This window comes from Synechococcus sp. R50.1, from assembly GCF_047462115.1.
GTDB lineage: Bacteria > Cyanobacteriota > Cyanobacteriia > Thermostichales > Thermostichaceae > Thermostichus.
Map to the genome: position 1 here is coordinate 42,058 of NZ_JANSIN010000011.1, position 21,479 is coordinate 63,536.

The window sequence follows — 21,479 nt, forward strand, 5'->3', positions numbered from 1 at the left end:
CGCTAACTGCCGCCAAAGCCAGCAACCGAGCCAGTTTGATATTGCTGCCCATGAGAGGATCCCTGTTTTGGGGAGTTCCCCGGAGCCCATCTTGGCGCCCCTCTGCCTTTCCGAGGGTTTCTAAGCTGTTTCTAGACCATTTCTAGACTGCGGTGTTCAGTCTAGGGTGAGATGCCTGGGCCATTGAGGAAAGCCTTTGGCCGAGTGCATTACTGTTCCGCAACGCCGACGCGACCAACGTTTTAGGTGTGGGTGCAGTGTCCTAGTTTGAATCGAGATGACCATCATGACTGTGCGCTAGAAAGGGTTGTCTCTCGGCTCTCTTTCAGTTGCTGTAGATTTTGCCCAGGGCAGCCGGCGGGCGGGTTTGGCGGGTGCGGCTCAGCACTCCCGATAGAACCCCCATCGTCAACACAAAGGGCAAAGCCTGGATCAACACGGGCGGCATCACATCTCCTCCCTGCAGTTGGATGGCCAGGGCGTCGGTGGCTCCAAACAACAGCGTTGCGCCCAAGATCCCGAAGGGATGCCACTTGCCGAAGATCATCGCTGCCAAGGCGATAAAGCCCTTTCCTGCTGACATGTTGCGGACAAACTGGTTCAAAAAGCCGATGGAAAGATAAGCCCCCGCCAGGCCCCCCAACAAGCCGGAGAGCAGCACCGCCGCGTAGCGCATACCCAGGACGTCCACCCCCATGGTGGCAGCAGCCTGAGGATGCTCTCCCACCGCTCGCAGCCGCAAGCCCCAGGGCGTTTTGAACAGCAACCACCAGGAGATCGGCACCAACAGAAAGGCCAGGTACACCAAGGGGCTAAACCCATGCCATAACGGCAGCCGATTGACAATTTCCTGAGAGTTGGTGGTGTTGCCGTAGAAGGATTGCAGCACCAGCGAAGGCACGCTCATGGCCAACAGGTTGATGGCGGTGCCGCTGACAATTTGATCAGCTCTGTAGCGGATGCACATCAGCGCATGCACAAAGGCAATGGCCACTCCCCCCAAGGCGCCGGCCAACAGACCCACCCAAGGGATCCAACCCACCTGGGCTGCTGGAGTCTGGGCCAGAAGGGGAGCCTCCAGGCGTTGGGTGGTCACTGCCGCCGCCAAAGCCCCAAACAAGATGATCCCTTCCAGGGCAATATTGACCACGCCGCTGCGTTCGGAGTACATGCCCCCCAAGGCCGTGAGCAACAGAGGGGTAGTGGAGCGCAGGGTAGCCGGGATCAAAGCCCAAAACAGAGTTGCCATATTGCTCCGCAGCGCCAGCGCAAACGAGATCTCCGCTCAGAGGTACTCAAGTTGAGCGTTCATCGCAGTCCATTTCCACCTGGGCTGCCTGCAAGGGATCCGTGAAATAGCCGGGCAACAGGCCACCTGCTGCAATGAACAAGACGATCAAAGCTTGTAGAGCGGTCACCAATTCTCGGCTGATCCCCAATTCCAGATTGAGCCGCAGCCCCCCCGTCAAGAGTACCCCAAACAGCAGTGCTGTGAGGACGATGCCCAGAGGAGAGTTTTGCCCCATCAGGGCCACCGCAATGCCATCAAAACCGACCTGGGCAGGCAAGGATTGCTTGAGGCGGTATTCTTCGAGGCCGGCCCCCAGAACATAGTGGGTTGCAGCCAGCCCCGCCAAGGCGCCGGAGATGGCCATGGCCCAGATTTGCTTTTGGCCCAAGTCCACCCCGGCATATTCTGCCGCTCTGGGAGAAAAGCCCATGGCCCGCAGCTCATAGCCCTCCAAGGTTCCCCACAGATAGACATTCACCACTGCCACCGCCAGCAGCGCAATCAAAAAGGCCCCGTTCAAGCGGATGGCGGCCAACCCTGTGGGCACCTCCACCGGCCAACCGGGCAAGATGCCCCCCAGCAGATATCCCCCCAGCCCTGCCGCCAGGGATCCGATGCATCGTCTTTGCAGGGGCCAGCCTCTGCAGAGCAGGTAAAACCCCACCCCGGCCAACAGGGCCAAGGGCCAAGCCCAAGACAGCGTCCCGGGGCCGGATCCCTGTAGCCCCAGCAACTCCAGCAGCGAGGGCAGCCGCGATTCGGGGCGAATTTCGTAGCTACGGGCTTCTGGGCCGGGGGCCTTGAAGGGCAAAGTGACCGGATAGCCGAAAAAACGGTACTGGTTGGCCGAAATTAAAAACAAGAAGATTGAGGCGGCAATGTAGTTCATCATGATCGTGTTGATGACCTCGTGGGTGCCGAAGCGGGCCTTGAGCCAACCGGGGATCCCACCCCAAAGGGCTCCACCGGCAGCCGCCGCCAAAACCGAGAGGGGCAAAGTCAGCCAACCTGGCCCCGGCAGGTATACCCCCACCAGCATGGTGGCAATGGCTCCCATCGTCAGTTGTCCCGGCGCGCCGATGTTGAACAAGCCCGCGTGAAAGCCAAAGGCCACCGCCAACCCCGTAAAAATCAGAGGAGTGGCCAGCAGCAAACTCTGGAACAACCCGGGCAGATGAGTGATGGGGCTAAACAGCACCTGAAAGGTGTAGGTGATCAAGTCCAGTTTGGTGCTTAGCTTTACAAAAAAAGGCGAATCGGGCGAGGAGCCCAGGCCGGGCCGCAGCAACCCCACCACCACCGCCCCTGCTGCCACCGCCGCCCCCAAGGCAGTCAGGGGGACGATGATCTGCCGCCGCCGCACCAAAAAGGCTTTTCCCCCCGGCAACTGCAGCCGCCCCAGCAGCAACAGCAGCAGGGCATAGGCAAAGCTGGCATAGCTGGCCAAAGAAGGGCTGAACCGCCGCAACGGCAACCGAGTTGGCGGGATCCCTTCCGCCAGGGCCGCCCTGTTCACCGCCCCCACTGCCCCATAAAACCAGAGCAAGCCCAGCCCAAACAGAACTAGACCGCCCACCCCCAAGCTGTACAGCCAGCGGGCCCGCACTTGCCGCTCTTTGATCCCCAGGGCCAGACACGACAACAGCGCCAACAGCACCCAGGCCCAGCTCAACCCTGGGATCCAACCCACCGCCAAAGTATCCGGGATCCCCAACTGCTGCGGGTCGATGAGGCCAAAGGTTCCTGCCAGCACCCCTGTGCCGCCGAACTCCCGCCTCAGCACCCACCAGGGGCAGAGCAAAAACAGCAAAACGGCGCTCAGATTGGTCAGCAACAGCAGCATGGGCAGAGATTCAGCAAAACCAAAGGGAATAATCCGAAAAGATAGCAGCCAGCCCTCTTCTCAGCTCCTCAGCTCAAGACACTTCTCACGGGAAAGTGCTCCGCACCGCCGTCGCGAACGAGGCCAGTTGGATCCGTTCTGGCCTCAAGTCTCGAATCAAAGTGGTGCGTAGAGGTGCTGGGGTCAGGGATTCGGCGTAGGCAGAGTTGAGATAAGTCGAATACTCAGAAAACCCGCCGGAGTCGGATCCCGCCGCCAGGTAGGTTTTGAAAAAAGCAGTGGCCAAGCCCTTGAGCAAGGGGCGAGCTGACTGGGGATCTGGCCCGATCAACTCCTGCGGCACCGGGAAGGCCCCCTGGCCACCCCCACCCAGGAAGGTGAAATGGGTGGATCCCTCCACTATCGCCAAATAGCGCTGCTGGGATCCCAGCCAGGTAAAGGGTTCAATCTGCTCTGCTAGGGCGGGGGTAAAGTAATCTTCGCTGCCCGACATTATCATCACCGGGATCCCCACTTGGCCTAGCCCTTCTGGGCCAAACACCGTGCTGGTGAGGGGGTTGAGGGCAAACACCGCCTGAATGCGCGCATCTGCCAACTGCCCCGCCTGCGCGGCCAGGTTGGAAGCCTGGAACACCTCTATCGCCCGACATTGCAACAACAGAGAAACATTCAGGGTCAGCTCCAAGGAATGGGATGTCTGGCAGTTCTCTTGCAAGCGGGCTGGATTGAGCGCAGCCCCTGCTGCCGCCAACACCGTGTATCCCCCCAAAGACTGGCCGAACAGTCCTGCCGACTTTACATCCAGCCTGCCCCAGCGGCTGGGATCTTGCTGTGCCCTGAGTTCCAGCTCGTCCAACAGCAGAGAAATATCCTGGGGCCGCGCCACCCACTCATAGGGCCCCGGCAAAGAGCCAAACCCTGACAAAAAGCTGCGCACCCGCTCCACATCGGTGCCCGGATGCTCCAACACCGCCACCGCAAACCCCCAAGAAGCCAAATGGCGGGCCAAGTAGGCAAAGGTATTGCGGTCAGAGGCAATGCCGTGGGAGATCACCACCAAGGGGATACGCCCCTTCCCCTCCGGCAGATAGACTTCCACCGACACAGGCGTATCGCGCCAAGGGTTGACCAACTGGAAGCGCTCCACCTGCCACTCCAACTCACCCGGCTGCTCGGGGCTAAGGTGAGGTTGAGCTGAGTCTTGGGCTGCCATGCTGAGAGAAGCGCTGGAAGATGCCCACTCAGCTTTCCGCCCGGCCTCTTCTCGCAGCCTTGCGATCACCAGATCCCGCTGGCGGAAGAGTTGACCGGCCTCTCGCACCAAGCGAATGCTCATATCCAGATCGATCTGCAACTTCTCCAGCGGGTAGCGGCGCAACACATTCACCAACGTCAGCCCCTCGGGATCCCCTGCCGCCAGGATCAATGCCGCCCGCAATGCATAAAACTCTGCTTCTCCATCTCCGTGCAATACTAGGGTCAACCGCCGCAGCAGATCTTCGCCAATCGCAGAGTAGGTAAACTGGCTGACCGTAACCTGGTCAAGGTCAAAATTACGTGTCAGCAAATCCGCCAAAGCTGCCTGTTGCTCTGGCGTGAGCCGCCGCAGATAAAAATCCAACTGCCGGCTTACCGCGCCATTGTGGGCAAACCGGGCCAGATCCTCCACGGGCAAAGAGAACTCAATCAAAGGCGGCAGAAACACCCACAAGCGCTCTGCGCTCCACGCCCGGCCCGGCCCAGCCAAAACTGTCGCCAGTCCTAGGCCCAAGGCAAACACCCCCTGCAGCCACCGCACGGCTACAGAACCCCCTTGGAGCTAGGGATCCCTTCTTGTCGGCGGGGATCCCGTTCTACGGCCATGCGCAGGGCGCGGGCAAACGCCTTAAAACTGGCCTCGACAATATGGTGGGCATTGAGGCCGGCAGCCTGGCGAATGTGCAAAGTGAGCTGGGCGTGGTTGACCACCGCCTGATAAAACTCCCGCACCAACTGGGTTTCGTAGCGGCCAATGCGCTCCGTGGGCAGCTCCAGGCCATAGCTGAGGTGAGGACGCCCGGAGAAATCCAGCACCACCTGCACCAAAGCTTCATCCAAAGGTGCCCAAAAATGGCCGAAGCGATGAATGCCACGCCGATCCTGCAGAGCCTGCGCCAGGGCTTGTCCCAGCGTGATGCCCACATCTTCGTTGGTGTGGTGATCGTCGATGTGCAGATCCCCTATGGCCTTGATCTGCAGGTCGATCAGCCCGTGGGTGCTGAGCTGGGCCAGCATGTGATCCAAAAAGGGGATCCCGGTGTCGATCTCGTAGTGGCCGCTGCCATCCAGGTTCAGACGAATTTGAACATCCGTTTCCCCGGTGCGACGGTGAACAAGGGCAGTTCTGGGGTGGAGCAGGCGCGAGGAGTCGATGGCAGTCATGGAAGTGGCCGAGAACGCTGTGGAGCAGCAGGTAGGCTCCAGCTCTAGAATTGCACAAGCCTGCGAGCATCGGCACCACACGGCCTAAGCAGTGAGGAGCGAGAAGAGAGGCTCTTTCCTTTCTCCGCCCTGCTCTTTTTTCCCTTGGAATTGCCGTAGAGTGCTGGAAGAGAGTGTTGAAGAAGGGGTTGCCGTTTGCAGGATTGGCAGCAAATCCAACAGGCCCTCAAGCAACACTGGGGTTACGAGACGCTGCGCCCACCGCAGGATCAGGTGATCCAGGCTCTGCTGGACAAGCGCGACGCGCTGGTGGTGTTGCCGACGGGGTTTGGCAAATCCCTGTGCTTTCAGCTAGCAGCTCTGCTGCAAAGGGGGGTGATGCTGGTGGTTTCACCCCTAATCGCCCTCATGGAAGACCAAGTTCAGGATCTTTGGAAACGCAAGCTGCCGGCGGCCTGTCTCCACAGCGAACTGGATCCGGCCCTGCGCAAGCGGGTGTTGAAGGCCCTTGAGGAAAACCGACTGCGCCTGCTCTATTTGGGGCCGGAGACTCTATTCAGCCCCCCCGTTTGGCAACGGCTGCAACAGCCTCAGGTGCACATCAACGGCCTGATCGTGGATGAGGCCCATACGTTGGTGCATTGGGGGGGATCCTTCCGGCCCGACTACCGCCGTCTGGGATTGCTGCGCCCGGCTCTGGCCCCGGTGAAGCCCTCTTTTCCCATCGCCGCTTTTACCGCCACGGCTGACCCCCAAACCTGCAGCCGCCTCAGCCAAATCCTAGAGCTGCGGGATCCGGAGCACATTCGCGCCGATCCCCTGCGGGCCAATATCTCCCTCAATGTGGCGATAGCCTGGAGCCCGGCGGATCGCCGTCGTCGTCTGCTGCGATTCCTGGGCGAGAATCCCGGGTCGGGTCTGGTCTATGTGCGCACCCGACGGGATGGGGAAGAGCTGGCCGAGTGGCTGGGCCGACAGAACCTAAAAACCGCCACCTACCATGGGGGACTGGAAGCGGGATCCCGCCGTCGGCTGGAACGGGCCTGGCTGCAGGGGGAACTGCGCTTTCTGGTCTGCACCAACGCCTTTGGCATGGGCATCAACAAGCCGGACGTGCGTTGGGTACTGCACTTTCATCCCCCGCCCAGCTTGATGGATTATTTGCAAGAGGTGGGGCGAGGTGGTCGGGATGGTGGCCCTTGCCGGGCCCTGATGCTGGTCTCGGAGCCGGCGGGCCTGCTGGATCCCAGCGATCGCCGGCGCCAAGCCTATTTCTATTCCCAGCAGGAGCGCCTTCAGGCCCGAGCACGCCACCTGCTGCAAACCTTGCCTCAGCAGGGATCCTACGCCGACCTGCCGCCTGGAGAGGCACGGGTGGCCTTGGGTCTGCTGCAGGAGATGGGCTGTTTGCGGTGGCCGGATCCCTTTCACTTTCAGGTGTTGCACCGCCGTTGGCAGCCTTTAAGACGAGAGGATCCCTGGCAAGGGATGGAAGCCCTCATCCACGCCCGCGGCTGTCGGTGGCAGGCGATCTTGCCCTATTTTGGCTACCCTGGGGAGCAGCCCGGCCTGCCCTGTGGCACCTGTGACCGTTGTCGGCTTTCTCGTTAGCCCTCAACAGCCCGCTGCGAGCCGCAACCGGCAGGAGTGGCTATCATGATCTGCGTTTCTGCAAAGGGAGCAGTTCCCCTTGCTGACGAACTTTCGGCTGTGCCTATGAGTGTTTCCGGATCTCCGCTCGAGGAACTGGATCGACCCTTGTCCCTAGCCCGGCAGGTGGCGCAACTGTTGGTGGTGCCGGTCTCGGCCCGTCTGGGATCCCCAGCCTGCTGTCGAGACACCCTCAAGCGACTGATCCAGGAAGTGGGGATCGGGGGCATCTGGATCACCGAAGGACACGTAGCAGAAGCCCTGTTGCGGGTGGAAGAGGTGCAGGCATGGGCTGCTCTGCCCCTTTTGGTGGCGGCAGAGGCCGGTCGTGGGCTGGCCCTACAGGGGGCTACCTCTTTTCCCCATCCCCTGGGGTTGAGCCGTCTGGGATCAGAGGCAGAACGCTGGGCGGAACAGTGGGGTCGGATTACGGCGCGGGAGGCGGCAGCCATCGGCATCAATTGGCTGCTCAACCCGGTGGCAGAGCCACTGGGGGAGCTGGCTTTGGCGGAGGATCCCCTATCTGCTTTGCAACTGGCGCGAGCTTTCGTGCGCGGATGTGAGCAAGCGGTTCCAGAAGGGATCCTGACCACGGCCAGCTCCTTTCCGGGCAAAGGGGGATTCAAGTCGGTTCAGGCCGGAGCGGAGCGGGTTCCAGCCGCCTTGGCGGGCCGTAGGCCGAAGGCAGCAGATATCCCCTGGTGCCCCCGATTAACCCTGACCCTAGCCCAGCTCCAAGAGGGACCTTGGCTGCCTTTTCGAGGTTTGGTGGAGCAGGTGGGGGCGATCTTGGTTTCCCACGTGGTGCTGCCGGAGTGGGATGAGCGCTGGCCTATCACCCTGCTGCCGGGGCGGCTGACCCAACTGCTGCGCCAGGAATGGGGGTTTGGTGGGCTTATCGTCGTGGATAGCCTCGATCAAGGCTTTCTGGCAGAGCTGGCCGTTCGCGTTAGCGGGACGGAGTCCTTTCCCAACTCATTGGCCGTGCGGGCTTTCCAGGCCGGTGCCGACCTAATTTTGGCCCCCCCCGATCCAACGGCATCCTTGGCAGCCGTTTTGGAAGCGGTGCAACAGGGATCCCTCAGCACAGACCAGCTTGCCCAGTCGGTGACGCGGGTGCTGCGGGCCAAACAGCGACTCCTACCCGCCGCCTCAGCTCTCCTCCAACAGGTGTGGCCGGCCCTGGCAGAAACCGACTTCAGCGCCCTTGGCGGATGGATGGGAGCCAAGGATCCCACGGATCCAGCCCTCAACCGTGGCTCTCCCGCCGAGCAACTGAAGCCTTTGCTGTTGGGGGATCCCATCTCCAAGGACAAGGACTCCGTTCCGCGGACGCGAACGGCGTTGGGAAAGTTGTTCAACAGGCGCTCCCACCTGACCTCTGCTCTGCACAGAGCCGCACAGCTGGGATCCCTCTTGGCCGAGAAGGATATCGCCCCCTGTCAAGCGGCTATGGCCCGCGGTGGCGTGGAAGGAGGCCGGCCCCTCAGCCCGCCCGCAGAGCCCGGATGGTTGAACTGGATCTGGCAGGATCCCCCCTTGGGTGCTGCCGATGTGCAGTTGCAATCTCCCGCCCTGCATGTTCCGGCTGCCTTAGGCATGCTTCCTGTGCTCAGCGATGCTCTTACCCCCCTACCTTGGCTGGAAGCTGCCCTAAACAACGCCCCAGGATTCATCTTCCAAGGTTTCCTTCGGGATCCCTTGCCCAACTATGTGCTGGATTGGCTGCAACAGCATCGGGAGCGGGTGGCAGCGGTCGTCATTTATGGTAATTTATCTCTCTACCGCCGCCTGCAGGCGCACTTTCCATGGGCCAATGCCATCCACAGCCTCAACCGGGATCCCTGGGCCCAAGCGGAGGTGATGGGGCGGCTCTTTCCCAACCGTCCCCCCTCAGAGGGATCAAAGTCTCACGTGGCCCAGCCAACCATTAAGAAAAAGTAAATGCCATTACAGATTATTGGCAGGAAAGGGCTCCTGGGTTATCGTGTTGGTTGAAATGTAAAAAATGTAAAAGGTTGAAACGGTTTCTCTCAGCGTTGTCTGTGCCTCCCTCCCTCTCAGACACTCCTCAATCCTGCAGCAGCCAGTCGTCAACTGGCAGTTGGGTTGAGTTTGAGCAAAAGCGACTTCAACCTCCATCCCAACGACGTTTACAACCCTTCCTCAAATCCTTGCAGCAGTTCTTTACAAGTGTCTGGTCTCAAAAAACTCGGCTGGGTCTTGCCCTCCTCAGCCTGGGGCTGGGGATATTCGCTTGGGCTTGGCTGGGTGCCGGGGCTCGTCTGGATCCCTATACCGAAGCCGTCCTCAGCTTACAGGGGCAGGTTAGCCATGGTGCATCCTTGTTTGCCCTCAACTGTGCCGCCTGTCATGGGGAAGAAGCGGATGGCCGGGTAGGGCCCAGTCTGCGGGGGGTGAGCAGCCGCCGCTCGGATCGGTTTATCATTCAGCAAGTGACCGGTGGCAAAACGCCTCCCATGCCCCAGTTCCAGCCGGATCCCCAGGAGATGGCGGATTTGCTCAGCTACTTGAAAACCCTCTGAGGCCGTTTCATGGGCCTGCCTCAGCAGCTTGCTTGCTATGCTCTCTGGCTGGCCTCCGTATTCGCTTTTGCGGAATGGTTGCGCTCCCGCCAGGTGGACGGGGAATGGGTGCGTAAGGTCATCCACATCGGCGTGGGCAATATCATTTTGTTGGCTTGGGCCTTGCAAGTGCCCCGCTGGCTGGGGGTGGGATTCTCTCTGGTGTTCGCCGGCTTGGCGCTGCTCTCCTACCGAGTGGCCATCTTGCCCAGCTTAAATGGGGTCGGTCGCCGCAGCTTTGGCACCTGTTTCTACGCCATCAGCATTGGTCTGTTGCTGTTTTGGTTTTGGCGGCCACAGCGACAGGTTTTCGCGGTGATCGGCATATTGGTGATGACGTGGGCCGACGCCCTGGCGGGCTTGGTGGGCAAAACTTGGGGCAAACACCCCTACCAACTGGGATCCATTCAAAAAAGCTGGGAGGGATCCCTGACCATGTGGGTAGTGAGCAGCTTGGTGATTGCAGCTCTGCTGCTGGGGTACTTTGGCTTCTCTCTCCCTTTGCTCGGAGTGAGCCTTTTGGTGGGAGGGATAGCTATGGGACTGGAGGTGTTCTCTTGGTGGGGGTTGGATAACCTGACCGTGCCCCTGGCCAGTGCCGGCCTCTGTTTCGTCTTGATCCAGATCCTCAATTATTTGTAACGCTTGCTACAAAACGTTCCTCTCCCGTCCCCGGCGGTATAGCGTGGAAACAGCCCTTTCTTCTTCTCCACCATGGCTGCAAGTCCTGCGCTGGCCTCTTCTGCCCCTCCCTCTCCCGCCCATATCTGTCCCCTTGCCCAGGCCTGCAGCTACCTAGATTGGGCAGCTCGCGAGCTGAAACTGGATCCCGGCTGGGTGGCAATCCTCAGCACCCCCCGTAAAGTGGTGACGGTGGCGATCCCCGTGCGGCTGGATAACGGACAAATCCAAGTGCTGGCCGGCCATCGGGTGCAGCATTGCAACGTTCTCGGCCCCTACAAAGGGGGGATCCGCTACCATCCCGCGGTCACCCTTGAAGAGGTATCGGCCTTAGCGATGCTCATGACCTGGAAATGTGCCCTTATGGGCATTCCCTACGGTGGGGCCAAAGGGGGGATCCCCCTCGATCCCAAGCGTTATTCGGTCTCGGAGCTGGAGCGCATCACCCGCCGTTACACCAGCGAGCTGATCAAGGATATCGGCCCTGCAGAGGATATCCCCGCTCCAGACATGGGAACTTCCGCCCGCGAGATGGCCTGGGTGATGGATACCTATTCCATGAATGTTGGGCATGCGGTGCCGGGAGTGGTGACGGGCAAACCTCTCTCGATTGGGGGATCCCGAGGGCGAGAACTGGCCACCGGACGGGGGGTGATGATCACGGTACGGGAAGCCTTGGCCCGACATGGTGGATCCCTGGCAGGGGCAACGGTGTTGATCCAAGGCTTTGGCAATGTGGGCGGGGCAGCGGCCAGCTTGCTGTATCAGGCAGGAGCCAAAATTGTGGCGGTTTCCGGTAGTTCTGGGGGCCTTTATAACCCCAAAGGACTGGATATCCCAGCCCTCAAAGCCCACATGAAGGAACGGGGAGGCCGCATGGCGGGCTTTCCGCAAGCTGAGCCCATTAGCAATGCCGACCTGCTGGTGCAAAAAGCGGATGTGTTGATCCCTGCTGCTCTAGAGAACCAAATTACCGAAGCCAATGCCCACCAAATTCAAGCCCGGATTGTGGCAGAAGCTGCCAACGGGCCAACCACCCTTGCCGCCGACCGGATTTTGGAATCGCGAGGGATCCAGGTATTGCCGGATATCCTAACCAATGCCGGTGGAGTGGTGGTGAGCTATCTGGAGTGGGTGCAGGGACTCTCTTACGTCTTCTGGGATGAAGAGCGAGTTTATCAAGAAATGGAAGGTCTGATGGTACGTGCCTTTGAACGGGTGGTGCAGGAGGCAGAACGGCGGCAAGTGTCGCTGCGACTGGCTGCCTACACCCTAGGGGTAGGCCGAGTGGCCCAAGCCCTACAGGATCGCGGCCTTTACCCGTAGACGCTCCCCCACCTGGAGACCGGGAACTCTTGGCTCAACAAGCCCACTTGCCAGGGTTCGGCTGCCCAAACTCTGCTGGAGGTAGTCCTTTTCTCAAGCCCGACGGCGTTCTTGCTCCTGCTTTTCCTGCTGCTGCCATTGCTTGAGCAGCTCTTTTGCCGCCTGCGGGGTAAAGTAGTCCAGCTCCATCAGCTTACGGTAGGTCAGAATTTGTCGCATCTCCAGGGGCATATCTGCTTTTTGGTAGAAGTAGCGAATGCGATTGATGTTTTGCTCCATTTCGGTAAACTCTTGCTCCCGCTTGATCTGCCTTTCCTGCTTGAGCACTTCATGGGGAGCGGACAGGCGGCTGTAGTTAGGGATCCGTTGCGTGCCTGTGGTTTTGCTCGCAGCAGGCAGACGGTGGCCTCCGGTTTGTCGGCTGTTGGCCTTGTTGGAGTTGAAGAAGAAAGAGAGCATCGGCAAACCTTACACAAACAGATAGACGGCGGGAGCTTAACGCCAAGTCAACAATATCAAGTTTAGGTGAAGAAGCCTGTGATCCCGATCCTTCTTGGAAAAACCCGTACTGCTGACGAGGCGCTGTATCTCTCCGCCTCTCCTACCCCCTCGGATGGTTGAGGGAAAGATGAGGTTTGGCCTCAAACCAATCTATTCGTAAATTAAGCCTACCGTACTTACACGGAAATTGACCAAGATCACGTCCGAGAGTACAAGGTATTTAAGTATCTTCACGTCTTTTCGTTCGGGATCCCTGTATCGGATGTACTTTCCCGCAGGCCGCTACAGGTGGGATTCATCTCCGCTCAGCAGCCAAGTGACCGATACCCCCAACGCCTTGGCAAAGGCCACCAGTTCTTTGTCAATGACGCGCCGTTTTCCCTTTTCCACCTGGCCAATTTTGACGTAGTCCAACTGCACACCGTACTTGGCCAAGCGACCCGCCAGTTGATCTTGGGTGAGTTGCAGCTTCTCCCGTACCCAGCGCACCCGTTCCCCAATCAAGTTGGCCGATGGATGGTGCCGGTCGTTAGACTCCATAGGAGCAGAAAGCCGTAAATATTCTTTTCCAGACTGAGGAAGTTGAGGGATCCTCACATGGTAGCCTGAGCTGGCAAGGTTCCCTTTTCCTGGGATCGCACCCGGCAGCCGTTGAGCTGACTGGCTCAGGAACAATCTTATCTCAAGGTCTAGATCGAAAATCGCTTACCGCTTTTTGCCGGGCAACCCCTTGCCTACAAGGACTTGACGGATGGGATCCCTGCTGTTCCCGCATCCAAGCGGAAAAATCTCCGGACAAAAAAGAGGGTCATGATCGATTTTCGCTCGCAGCAGCAGCAGAAACCTTTTTAGACTGGGAGATGAAGTTCTCTCCTCACCTGGCCGTGGTTTTTTCTCGTCCTCATCCTGAACACTCTGCCTCTTCGCCTCAGGAGTTCGACGATCTCTGGTTCGACCCCGAGTCTGCCCCCCAAGATGCTCTTGCAGAAGTTGATCCAGAGCCGGTTGCCGGCGGATCCCGGTTGAATGAAGACGCTGTCGATCACTACCTGAATACCATCGGTCGCGTGCCCCGCATCGATCACGCTGAGGAAATCGAGCTGTCGCGCAAAATTCAGCAAAAGCTCCTCATCGATCAAGCCCGGCAGGAATGGCGGCAACAGCGGGGGGAGGATCCCAGTGACGAGGCTCTGGCCGAGGCCCTGCAGATTTCCGTATCCACCCTTCGCTCCCGCATCCGACAAGGGGAGCAGGCTCAGCGCAAGCTGGTCAACGCCAACCTGCGCCTGGTGGTCAGTGTTGCCAAAAAATACCTCAATCGGGGGGTGCCCTTTTTGGATCTGATCCAAGAGGGCAATATCGGGTTAATTCGGGCCACCGAAAAATTCAATGCCGAACGGGGGTTTCGCTTCAGCACCTACGCCCATTGGTGGATTCGCCAAGGCATTACCCGCTGCATTGCCAACCAAGCGCGGACGATTCGCCTGCCGGTACACATGGTCGACAAAGTACGCCTGCTCAAGCGCACCAACCGCGAGCTGATGAAGCTGCAGGGGAGGCGGCCCACCGAAGCGGAGCTGGCAGAAGCCTTGGGCATTAAAGTCAAGAAACTGCGCATGATCCAACAGGCTGCTGCTTTGCCCCTGTCGCTGGATGTGCCGGTCGGCCAGGAAGGAGAAAGCCGCCTTGGAGATTTGCTGCAAGATGAGCGGCAAGAGCAGCCCTTTCAAGGGATCCTCGTGCAATCGATGCAGCAGGATGTGCGTTCTGCCATGCAAACCCTGAAGCCGATTGAGAGGCAAGTGCTGGAGTTGCGCTATGGGTTAGACGGGCAACAGGCAAGAACCCTGCGGGAGGTGGGGGATCACTTCAACCTGACGCGGGAGCGGATTCGTCAGATCGAGCGGGATGCCCTGCGCAAGTTGCGGGTGGGCTATTCTTCGCGGGCTTTGGCCCAGTACATTCGCTAGTGGCTACAGGCCTGGCAGACCGATTTCCTGGCCAGCCTCTGCCCAGGGATAGCCTTTTTTCAATCTTCTTGGGTTGAACACCATAGCTCCTTGAAATGGCGATCAAGGGATCCCTTATCCCCACGGCCAGATCTGGTCAAGACGACTTTAGCGGGCAACTTCTCTGGCTGTTAACTCGGACGATCTGCTTTCTCCAGTGTTAAGGCACGATACTGCCAGCGCCTTGGCCTTTGTGCATTTCTGCCCTTGATCACCGGCATAGTAAAAAGGCTCAGGTCGTTGACCCAAGCCCGCCTCAGCATACTCATACCAGATGCCAGGAACCAGACTTGAACTGGTGACACGAGGATTTTCAGTCCTCTGCTCTACCAACTGAGCTATCCCGGCTCTGGATCTACTATCTTACGATGCCGAGAGGGCTTTCGACAACTGGTGGCGCCCCCAATTTAGCCAATCAATTTCTCCAAAGCCTCCATCTGGGGGATGCAGAGAACATCTCGAGTGCGATCCCGGCGGATCAGCTCCTCTTGCTCCAGCTTAGACAGAACGCGAGTGACCGTTTCCCGAGCCAGGCCACTGAGGCTGCTCAGCTCCCGATGGGGCAAGTTGGGGATCTCTACACCACTCCGGCTAACCCGGCCACGAGATTCGGCCAAGAACAGCAGGATATCGGCAACACGGGCCGTACTGCTGGCCTCGCGCAACTGCAGACGACGGTTGATCTGCCGCAAGCGGCGCGACATGAGCTGAGCAAGGCGGATGCTGGCCTGAGGATCAGAAGCCAAAAAAGCCAGAAAGTGCTGGGCCGACAGACAACCGACTTTGGTGGCGGTTAGAGCTACAACGTCGGTAGAGCGAGGTGCTTCATCCAAAGCAGCCATTTCCCCGAAGATTTCCCCTGGACCAAGAATGGTGAGGGTGATCTCCCGGCCTTCGAGATCATGGGTGCGAATCTTGACCCACCCTTCCAGGATGAAATAAACGGCGTTACCCCAGTCATTTTGTAACAAGATGGCCTGATTGACTGGGTGGGAGCGCAACGACATTTGCCCGGCCAGCGGCTCTAGCCTCTCAGGAGGAAAGCCCTCGAACAGGAGCATCAGGCGAAGGTCATCTGGAGTTACATCGCTCACCGTGGGATCCTCCTGCACGTGGTCAGTTCTGGTCGAGTGGGATGGGAAAAGGGTGGGCCTGCACAGACACGTCAACATGCCCCTCAGCCTACCGTCTCTCTCAGGTCTATGGCCCGCCGAGGCGAACTGCGTACCAATAGGACAGAGCTTTAGACCCAATTTTGACCTCTACTTTGGAAAGGGATCCCTGCCCAAAAAAGCTGCTGCCATCCTCTAGCCCAGAAACGGCAAAATCCATCTTGCTGATAGCAATTTTCTCGAGTTTGTGCAGTTTGAGTCGAGATCTAGACCTGCTGAAGTTGAGATGGCCAATCTTGGCTGGTATCCAAAACCTTTAAAAAAGGCCGTTCCGAATCGGAAAAATCCTGCCAGTGGGCCTGCTGTTGGGAGAGCATCTCGGCGGTGGCATCAGCAATGTCGGCAGAGTGCTGCTGATCTCCATCGCTGGAACCAGCTGGGGCCAAGAGGGGTTGAGGAGCTGGGCTGCGGCGTTGCAGGCGCTCCCGCAAAACAGGTTCAGGGGCGTAGCAGTGGAGGATGCGCAGTGGGATCCCTTGGCGTTGGGCCTGATCAATGGCCATCCCCCGCAGGGCTTGCCGGTCAAACTTGGCGTCCAGAATCACGGTGTAGCCTTCCTGGGCCAGCTCTACTCCCAACTGCACCAAGCGGCGGTAGGTTTTATCGGTCATCTCCGGGGTATAAACCTCCGGCCCCCCCCGTTGCCGCAGAGGGATCCCGGCCAAATGCTTGCGCACCGCATCGGAGCGAATGTGAATGGCCCCCCGCTGACGGGCCAAGTGACGGGCCACCGTGCTTTTGCCGGATCCCGACAATCCTGACATCAGGAACAATTGCCCCTGCTTGGGGAGGGTGTATTCCCAGGCAAGACGGTAATAGCGGGCGGCGGTACTGAAGGCCGTGGCCTTAGCTTCCTCTGTTGCCGTGGGATCCTCCAGCAAAAAAGAGGCGACCTTGGCCCGCACGTAGGCTTGGCGGTTGAGATAAATAGGCAAGATCTTCAGCCCTTCCCAATCTCCGGTTTCTTCCAGGTAAGTGTTCAAATAGACGTTTCCCAGATCGGGGCGATGGCGGGCATCCAGATCCATCACCCCATAGGATACGTCGTACATGACATCCACAAAGCGGAAGGCTTCGTTGAACTCGATGCAATCAAAAAGCAGGATCTTCCCTTCCCAAAAACAGATGTTGCCCAGGTGTAAATCTCCGTGGCATTCGCGAATGTGGTTTTGTTCTATTCTTTGTTGAAACAGCTCCTGCCGCTCAGCAAAAAAGCGATCGGTGTAGGCTTGGGTTTCTCGATATTGCTGAGCTGTTTGTGGGCCGCCGACGTAGCGCTGGGTTTGGGCGTAATTCTCGTCAAAGGCTTCTCGCACCCGTTCTGGCCGGCCAAAGCTGCGGATGTAGTCGTTGGTCTCGGTTTGGGCATGAAACGTCGCCACCACCCGCCCCAGCTCCTCCATCAAGGACGGCGTTAGCTCTCCCCGCTCAAACAGGTTGCTGAACAGTTGCTCTTGGGGAAATTGCCGCATTTGCAGAGCGTATTCTATGGGCTCGCCGCTGCTGTTGAACTGAAATCGGCCATCGGTCTGGACAATGGGCAACACTTGCAGATAAAGGCCGGGAGCACCGCGCTGGTTCATGCGCAGCTCTTCTTGGCAAAAGTGGCGCCGCCTCTCCAGGGTGGTGAAGTTCAAAAAGCCAAAGTCCAAAGGCTTTTTCACTTTATAGGCATAGTCGCCTGTCAGCAGAATATAGGAAATGTGGGTTTGAATAAGCCGAATGGGATCCTGTACCGGATGAGGGTAGAAGGCGGGATCCAGCATCGCTTGGATCAAGGGGGGCAGGTGGGTATCGACCATGAAAAACGATAGAGATGGAAAAAGGGCTTGGACGGGGATCCCTACCTTCTGCCAACAGAGCAGACTCTCCTATTCCCCAAAGGGCAAGGCGGCTTCCTGAGGGGAAAGACGAATAAGGCTGATCCCCTGCTGAATTAGCGTATCTTGAGCAGCGCTGGAAAGGGCGTAGGGCCAGACCAGATATTTGGTGTTGATGTAGTCTTGTCCGCGCTTGGCCAGGTTTACCTGTTCCGAGAGCATGCGCACGTCTGGCCCGCGGCTGATGGTGGCTTCGGCCCGGCGAATGCGCTGCATCAGTTGGCTGAACAGCTCTTGGGGCTGCTGCACAAACACCACAATGGCCAAGTCACAGGGGTTGTAATAGTTGCCGATGCCGCAGAGGAGCAGGGCTTCACTGGAGAGAACAAGGGTTTCTTGATCCCCCAGAGCCACCACCGGATACAGAAAGGTGCGCACATCCTCCAGTTGCCAGTGGTTAAAAGAGTGGCTATCTACCTCCCCCCGCACCCAAGAGGAGATGGCAGGAAAAACTGCTTCGCTCAACAGTCGATAGGCCGTCTGGGGTCGCCCTAGCCAGCAGAGGGCATTTTCGTAGAAGCTCTCGTTCTCCAGCAGGTGGGGGGTGAGAGGAGCAACCATGGGCAGATCCTCAACGGGCTTTCTCCAGCATGCCTACTGGGGGATGGTTAAGGCAATTTTGCCCAGAACGGATCCCTGCTCCAGCAACCGGTGGGCGGCAGCCGCTTCGGCCAGAGGAAAGGTATGGCTGAGCTGGATCCGCAGTTGGCCTTGGTCGATGAGGCGGGCACATTGCCTGAGGATTTCCGCCTGATTTTGTTGGGCGTTGGTCAGGCTTTTCAGCATCGGGGTGAGCATCAGCTCAAATCCCACCCGCAAGTTGCGGTCGCGGGCCACCCGCCAGTCCGTCTCCGGAGCCGGAGCCAGCAGGGTGACGATATCTCCGTACACGCGCACTGCGGGGAAGGTCTGCTCCAACACCGCGCCGCCCAAGGTATCCAGGGCAAGATCCACCCCCTCCCCCCCTGTCCAGTCCAAAACGGCGCGCACAAAGTCTGTCTGCCGGTAGAAGATGGGCAAGCCGGCGCCTAGGGAACGGACAAACTCCGCCTTTTCCGGGGTGCTCACGGTGGTGGCCACTTTGGATCCCCGTAGACGGGCCAGTTGAATGGCCACATGGCCAACTCCACCCGCTCCCCCGTGGATGAGCACACTTTGGCCGGCCTGGAGACGTCCCCGGTCGTACAGCGCTTCCCAGGCGGTGATCAGCACCAGCGGGGCAGCGGCAGCTTCTGCAAAGCTCAGAGTTCTGGGCTTGGGGGCCACAAAACGCTCGTCCACCACGATCAGCTCAGCGTAATTCCCCGCCTGCTTGCCCAGACCCCCGTGGCAGAAGTACACCTCGTCTCCCACCGCAAAGTGCCTAACTCCGGATCCCACAGCTTCCACAATGCCGGCACCGTCACACCCCAAAATGGCCGGCATCTCTTCTGGATAAAAGGTGCCCCGTCGCCGCAGCTTGGTGTCGATGGGGTTGACGCCGGCTGCTCTCAGGCGGATGCGCAGCTCCCGCTCACCGCGAATCTGAGGTTCAGGTACTTCTCGAAGCTGCAGAACCTCTGGCCCGCCGGGCACACTCATGACTACGGCTTTCATGCGCTCAAGTTGATCAGTTCCAGTTGGATTGAACCGCTCAAAGGATGCAAGGTAGAGTTTGTTCCAGTGGTGAGGAGATTGGCGGTGTTGCTTTGCAACACTGCGGAGTCTTGCAGACGCTCTCCGTCCATTCTAGAGTCAGGCGTTACGCTACACCCCCAGCTCAAAGCCCCCATTGGGCGGAAAGGGCTGTGTCGAGAAATTCCCGAATTAGGGGCAGCACTTGTTCCCCATGCAAGGCAGGGATGGCGTGGCTGGCGCCGGGCAAGATCTTGAGCTGAGCCCCAGGGATCCCTTCTGCGTAGGTTTGGCAGTGCCAGAGGGGAATGGTGTCGTCCTGTTCGGCGGCGATCACCAGTGTGGGGGCCTGAATGTGTTGGAGATAACGTTCAACCGTATCGACGGCAGCTTGCGGGCGCAGACGTTGTCGAAGAAATTGCCGAGCGACTGGCTGTTGGCGCAGGGATCCCCGCAACCACAAGAGCTGGGCCAGTTGGTCTTCCCAATGCCACCAGCGGGCCAAGGGGGTGATCGCCCGCAGCAACCAATCTACCCAAGCGCTTTCCCAAAGCAAGGGCCGCAGATGGTTGTAGCGTCTCACAAAGCCGTCGTCGCGGATCCCGGCAGGAGCCAACAAGACCAATCCCCTCAGCGGATACCGTACTGCATAGGCCGCTGCCACCCATCCCCCAAAGGAATGGCCCACCAAAACCGGAGCAGGTAGGCCCAGCGTTTGGACAAATCCGCGCACAAACTCCACTTCTGCAGCGATGTCGTAGCGCAAAGCCGGTTGGCCGGACTGCCCGAACCCCAGCAAATCTAAGGCAATGCAGCGATACTCGTCTCCCAGCTCTTGCATCAGCGGCCACCAGTTGGCGTGAGTGGCCATAAAGCCATGCAGAAACAGCAGTGGGATCCCCTTTCCCCACTCTCGATAGGCAGCCCAACAGGACTCTGCCCCTGCGATGCTCAGCCCTTTCAATTCCACCCTGTGCAGCGGGATCCCTTGAACGCGGGCTTGTAACTCTGCCAAGCGCTGGGCCAGGGGGAGTCGTTCCAACAGCGTTTGCCTGGTCATCGGCTTGGGGTCAGTAGACACAGACAGATTCAGCAGATGCAGTTTCTTCCGGAGCAGCATTGGCTACAGCGAATGCACCTATACGGAAATATCTCTCGTATCTCTTTGAACAGGGATCCTGCTCAATCCACCGGAATCTACCTGGGATCCCATCAACTCGGAAAAGGCCGTAACGCATCGCAACTTAGCCGATCAACTGCAAATGGGGCGGGGGAGTTTTCAGCCAGTCTTGGCGGGTCAGCAGCCCTTGGAGGAAGCGGGTGGCTGCCTGCGATTGATAGCGCTCTGGGTTAAAAGCCAGCCAGAGGGTACGCCGTATCTGCAGCCCTTCCACCACCAGCTTTTGGAACCGTCCCTGTTCCACATCGGATCCCACTGCCACCATGGACAGAAAGGCCACCCCCAACCCCGCCTGGACGGCATTTTTGATCGCCTCAATCGAGCTGAGCTCCAGCCGCACATTCAATTGGGCCGGGTTAATGCCGTGGCGATTCAGTACCCGATCGATGGTTTGCCGGGTGGACGACTGGGGATCCAAGGTGATGAAGGGCAAAGCCAGCAGATCCACAAGCGCAGGAGAGTCGATGGCACAGCCGGGGGCACCGACCAACACATATTCATCTTCCGCCAGAGCCATCACCTTCAAGTGCCGCTGCAGCTCAAAGGGGATCTCCCCGCCAACAATGGCCACGTCCAATTGGCCGTCCACCAACTTCTGGGCAATTCGCCGCGTGGATTGCACCAAGAGCTGCACGGAAATTTGTGGGTAGCGGCGGTGATATTGGGCGATCAAAGAAGGCATTACATAGGTGCCCACCGTTTGGCTGGCCCCCAAAACCAGATGCCCCCGCTCCATTTCTTGCAAATCCGCCAGCGCCTCGATGGTTTCACGGCACAGCTTGAGGATGCGCTCGCTGTACTGCAGCAGCACTTTCCCGGCATCCGTCAACTCCACCTTGCGCCCACTGCGGTCGAACAGCACCACTCCCAACTGTCGCTCCAAGTTCTGCACTTGCAAGCTGACGGCAGGCTGGGAGACAAACAGGCTATCGGCAGCACGGCGAAAACTACCCTGCTGGGCAATTGCCCGCACAATGAGGAGCTGATCTAAGGTAAATGGCAACTCATCCGCCATAGGGAACTCCAAACCCCACAGTGGGATCCCTTACGTTTCCCTGAAAAGCTGGGCAGCCCGCGTTTGGAAACCCACACGAGATCATCATAAACAAGGGAGAAATCCCAAGAGAACGGTTCAACCCTTTCCCGGCAGCTCGGCTCTGAGGGGTGACCAACCAAGATGTGGAGAGGAAAGCTCAGAATCTTCAGGCTGTTTCACTGCCCTTCGGAGCAGCTATGCCCACAATACCTACCTGATACATTTACGCTGAACACTGCTGAACATCACTGTTCAACTATGCAGCGATAGCATTCTGTTTGTTTCCAAAC

At 58.9% G+C, this 21,479-nt stretch carries 18 protein-coding genes and 1 tRNA gene; 6 read left to right on the forward strand and 13 right to left on the reverse strand.

Translation table 11 applies throughout. The features are described from left to right. Positions 1-325: 325 nt before the first annotated feature. The 4 genes from NW870_RS04870 to hisB form a co-directional block, all read right to left on the reverse strand. Positions 326-1,249, reverse strand: a complete 924-nt coding sequence (locus NW870_RS04870) for an ABC transporter permease (protein ID WP_414357441.1) — start codon at positions 1,247-1,249, stop codon at positions 326-328. 46 nt (positions 1,250-1,295) lie between these two features. Beyond that, a complete protein-coding gene (locus NW870_RS04875; protein ID WP_414374197.1) occupies positions 1,296-3,134 on the reverse strand; it encodes an ABC transporter permease in 1,839 nt (612 codons plus the stop codon). A gap of 85 nt (positions 3,135-3,219) precedes the next feature. Further along, positions 3,220-4,932, reverse strand: coding sequence for an alpha/beta hydrolase (locus NW870_RS04880; protein ID WP_414374199.1), 1,713 nt, complete (start codon positions 4,930-4,932; stop codon positions 3,220-3,222). A gap of 2 nt (positions 4,933-4,934) precedes the next feature. Continuing rightward, on the reverse strand, positions 4,935-5,555 hold the full coding sequence (gene hisB / locus NW870_RS04885) for an imidazoleglycerol-phosphate dehydratase HisB (protein ID WP_414357444.1): 621 nt from the start codon (positions 5,553-5,555) through the stop codon (positions 4,935-4,937). 195 nt (positions 5,556-5,750) lie between these two features. Between hisB and NW870_RS04890 the strand changes: the two genes are divergently transcribed. The 5 genes from NW870_RS04890 to NW870_RS04910 all read left to right on the forward strand — a co-directional run bounded on the left by NW870_RS04890 (position 5,751) and on the right by NW870_RS04910 (position 11,797). Further along, complete coding sequence (locus NW870_RS04890) at positions 5,751-7,166, forward strand: RecQ family ATP-dependent DNA helicase (RefSeq protein WP_414374200.1); 1,416 nt, start codon at positions 5,751-5,753, stop codon at positions 7,164-7,166. 105 nt (positions 7,167-7,271) lie between these two features. After that, positions 7,272-9,149 (forward strand): glycoside hydrolase family 3 N-terminal domain-containing protein, encoded by a 1,878-nt coding sequence (locus tag NW870_RS04895; RefSeq protein WP_414374202.1) that lies wholly within the window; start codon positions 7,272-7,274, stop codon positions 9,147-9,149. A 230-nt stretch (positions 9,150-9,379) separates the two neighbouring features. Continuing rightward, entirely contained in the window at positions 9,380-9,751 is a 372-nt protein-coding gene (locus NW870_RS04900) for a c-type cytochrome (protein ID WP_414357447.1), read from the forward strand. Positions 9,752-9,760: 9 nt separating this feature from the next. Continuing rightward, entirely contained in the window at positions 9,761-10,432 is a 672-nt protein-coding gene (locus NW870_RS04905; RefSeq protein WP_414374204.1) for a diacylglycerol/polyprenol kinase family protein, read from the forward strand. Positions 10,433-10,504: 72 nt separating this feature from the next. Next, entirely contained in the window at positions 10,505-11,797 is a 1,293-nt protein-coding gene (locus tag NW870_RS04910; protein ID WP_414374205.1) for a Glu/Leu/Phe/Val family dehydrogenase, read from the forward strand. Between the two features lie 93 nt (positions 11,798-11,890). On the opposite strand, the gene NW870_RS04915 is transcribed toward NW870_RS04910, so the two are convergent. Next, complete coding sequence (locus tag NW870_RS04915) at positions 11,891-12,256, reverse strand: hypothetical protein (protein WP_414374207.1); 366 nt, start codon at positions 12,254-12,256, stop codon at positions 11,891-11,893. Positions 12,257-12,580: 324 nt separating this feature from the next. Continuing rightward, entirely contained in the window at positions 12,581-12,838 is a 258-nt protein-coding gene (locus NW870_RS04920; RefSeq protein WP_041436246.1) for a helix-turn-helix domain-containing protein, read from the reverse strand. A gap of 320 nt (positions 12,839-13,158) precedes the next feature. On the opposite strand from NW870_RS04920, the gene NW870_RS04925 reads away from it, so the two are divergent. Beyond that, entirely contained in the window at positions 13,159-14,268 is a 1,110-nt protein-coding gene (locus NW870_RS04925; RefSeq protein WP_414374208.1) for an RpoD/SigA family RNA polymerase sigma factor, read from the forward strand. Positions 14,269-14,582: 314 nt separating this feature from the next. Here the strand turns inward: NW870_RS04925 and NW870_RS04930 are convergent. The 7 genes from NW870_RS04930 to NW870_RS04960 form a co-directional block, all read right to left on the reverse strand. Then, positions 14,583-14,655, reverse strand: a tRNA-Phe gene (locus tag NW870_RS04930). A 59-nt stretch (positions 14,656-14,714) separates the two neighbouring features. Then, positions 14,715-15,368 carry a Crp/Fnr family transcriptional regulator gene (locus tag NW870_RS04935; protein WP_414374219.1) on the reverse strand — a complete coding sequence of 218 codons (654 nt, stop codon included), beginning with the start codon at positions 15,366-15,368 and terminating at the stop codon, positions 14,715-14,717. A 317-nt stretch (positions 15,369-15,685) separates the two neighbouring features. Further along, a complete protein-coding gene (locus tag NW870_RS04940; RefSeq protein ID WP_414374210.1) occupies positions 15,686-17,281 on the reverse strand; it encodes an AAA family ATPase in 1,596 nt (531 codons plus the stop codon). A 69-nt stretch (positions 17,282-17,350) separates the two neighbouring features. Continuing rightward, entirely contained in the window at positions 17,351-17,920 is a 570-nt protein-coding gene (locus tag NW870_RS04945) for a hypothetical protein (protein ID WP_414374212.1), read from the reverse strand. A gap of 33 nt (positions 17,921-17,953) precedes the next feature. Beyond that, entirely contained in the window at positions 17,954-18,955 is a 1,002-nt protein-coding gene (locus NW870_RS04950; RefSeq protein ID WP_414374213.1) for a zinc-dependent alcohol dehydrogenase family protein, read from the reverse strand. Positions 18,956-19,118: 163 nt separating this feature from the next. Then, a complete protein-coding gene (locus NW870_RS04955) occupies positions 19,119-20,033 on the reverse strand; it encodes an alpha/beta fold hydrolase (protein WP_414374215.1) in 915 nt (304 codons plus the stop codon). A gap of 184 nt (positions 20,034-20,217) precedes the next feature. Further along, the gene (locus NW870_RS04960) at positions 20,218-21,168 is read right to left on the reverse strand and encodes a LysR substrate-binding domain-containing protein (RefSeq protein ID WP_414374217.1); all 951 of its coding nucleotides are present in this window, start codon (positions 21,166-21,168) and stop codon (positions 20,218-20,220) included. Positions 21,169-21,479: the final 311 nt, after the last annotated feature.

Excerpts from the sequence above, each read along its gene's own strand:
- NW870_RS04950 (WP_414374213.1), bottom strand. The coding sequence starts at position 18,955 with ATGAAAGCCGTAGTCATGAGTGTGCCCGGCGGGCCAGAGGTTCTGCAG.
- NW870_RS04925 (WP_414374208.1), top strand. The coding sequence starts at position 13,159 with ATGAAGTTCTCTCCTCACCTGGCCGTGGTTTTTTCTCGTCCTCATCCT.
- NW870_RS04955 (WP_414374215.1), bottom strand. The coding sequence starts at position 20,033 with ATGACCAGGCAAACGCTGTTGGAACGACTCCCCCTGGCCCAGCGCTTG.
- NW870_RS04915 (WP_414374207.1), bottom strand. The coding sequence starts at position 12,256 with ATGCTCTCTTTCTTCTTCAACTCCAACAAGGCCAACAGCCGACAAACC.
- NW870_RS04920 (WP_041436246.1), bottom strand. The coding sequence starts at position 12,838 with ATGGAGTCTAACGACCGGCACCATCCATCGGCCAACTTGATTGGGGAA.
- NW870_RS04875 (WP_414374197.1), bottom strand. The coding sequence starts at position 3,134 with ATGCTGCTGTTGCTGACCAATCTGAGCGCCGTTTTGCTGTTTTTGCTC.
- NW870_RS04935 (WP_414374219.1), bottom strand. The coding sequence starts at position 15,368 with ATGCTCCTGTTCGAGGGCTTTCCTCCTGAGAGGCTAGAGCCGCTGGCC.
- NW870_RS04960 (WP_414374217.1), bottom strand. The coding sequence starts at position 21,168 with ATGGCGGATGAGTTGCCATTTACCTTAGATCAGCTCCTCATTGTGCGG.
- NW870_RS04870 (WP_414357441.1), bottom strand. The coding sequence starts at position 1,249 with ATGGCAACTCTGTTTTGGGCTTTGATCCCGGCTACCCTGCGCTCCACT.
- NW870_RS04905 (WP_414374204.1), top strand. The coding sequence starts at position 9,761 with ATGGGCCTGCCTCAGCAGCTTGCTTGCTATGCTCTCTGGCTGGCCTCC.
- NW870_RS04940 (WP_414374210.1), bottom strand. The coding sequence starts at position 17,281 with ATGGTCGATACCCACCTGCCCCCCTTGATCCAAGCGATGCTGGATCCC.
- NW870_RS04945 (WP_414374212.1), bottom strand. The coding sequence starts at position 17,920 with ATGGTTGCTCCTCTCACCCCCCACCTGCTGGAGAACGAGAGCTTCTAC.
- NW870_RS04895 (WP_414374202.1), top strand. The coding sequence starts at position 7,272 with ATGAGTGTTTCCGGATCTCCGCTCGAGGAACTGGATCGACCCTTGTCC.
- hisB (WP_414357444.1), bottom strand. The coding sequence starts at position 5,555 with ATGACTGCCATCGACTCCTCGCGCCTGCTCCACCCCAGAACTGCCCTT.
- NW870_RS04910 (WP_414374205.1), top strand. The coding sequence starts at position 10,505 with ATGGCTGCAAGTCCTGCGCTGGCCTCTTCTGCCCCTCCCTCTCCCGCC.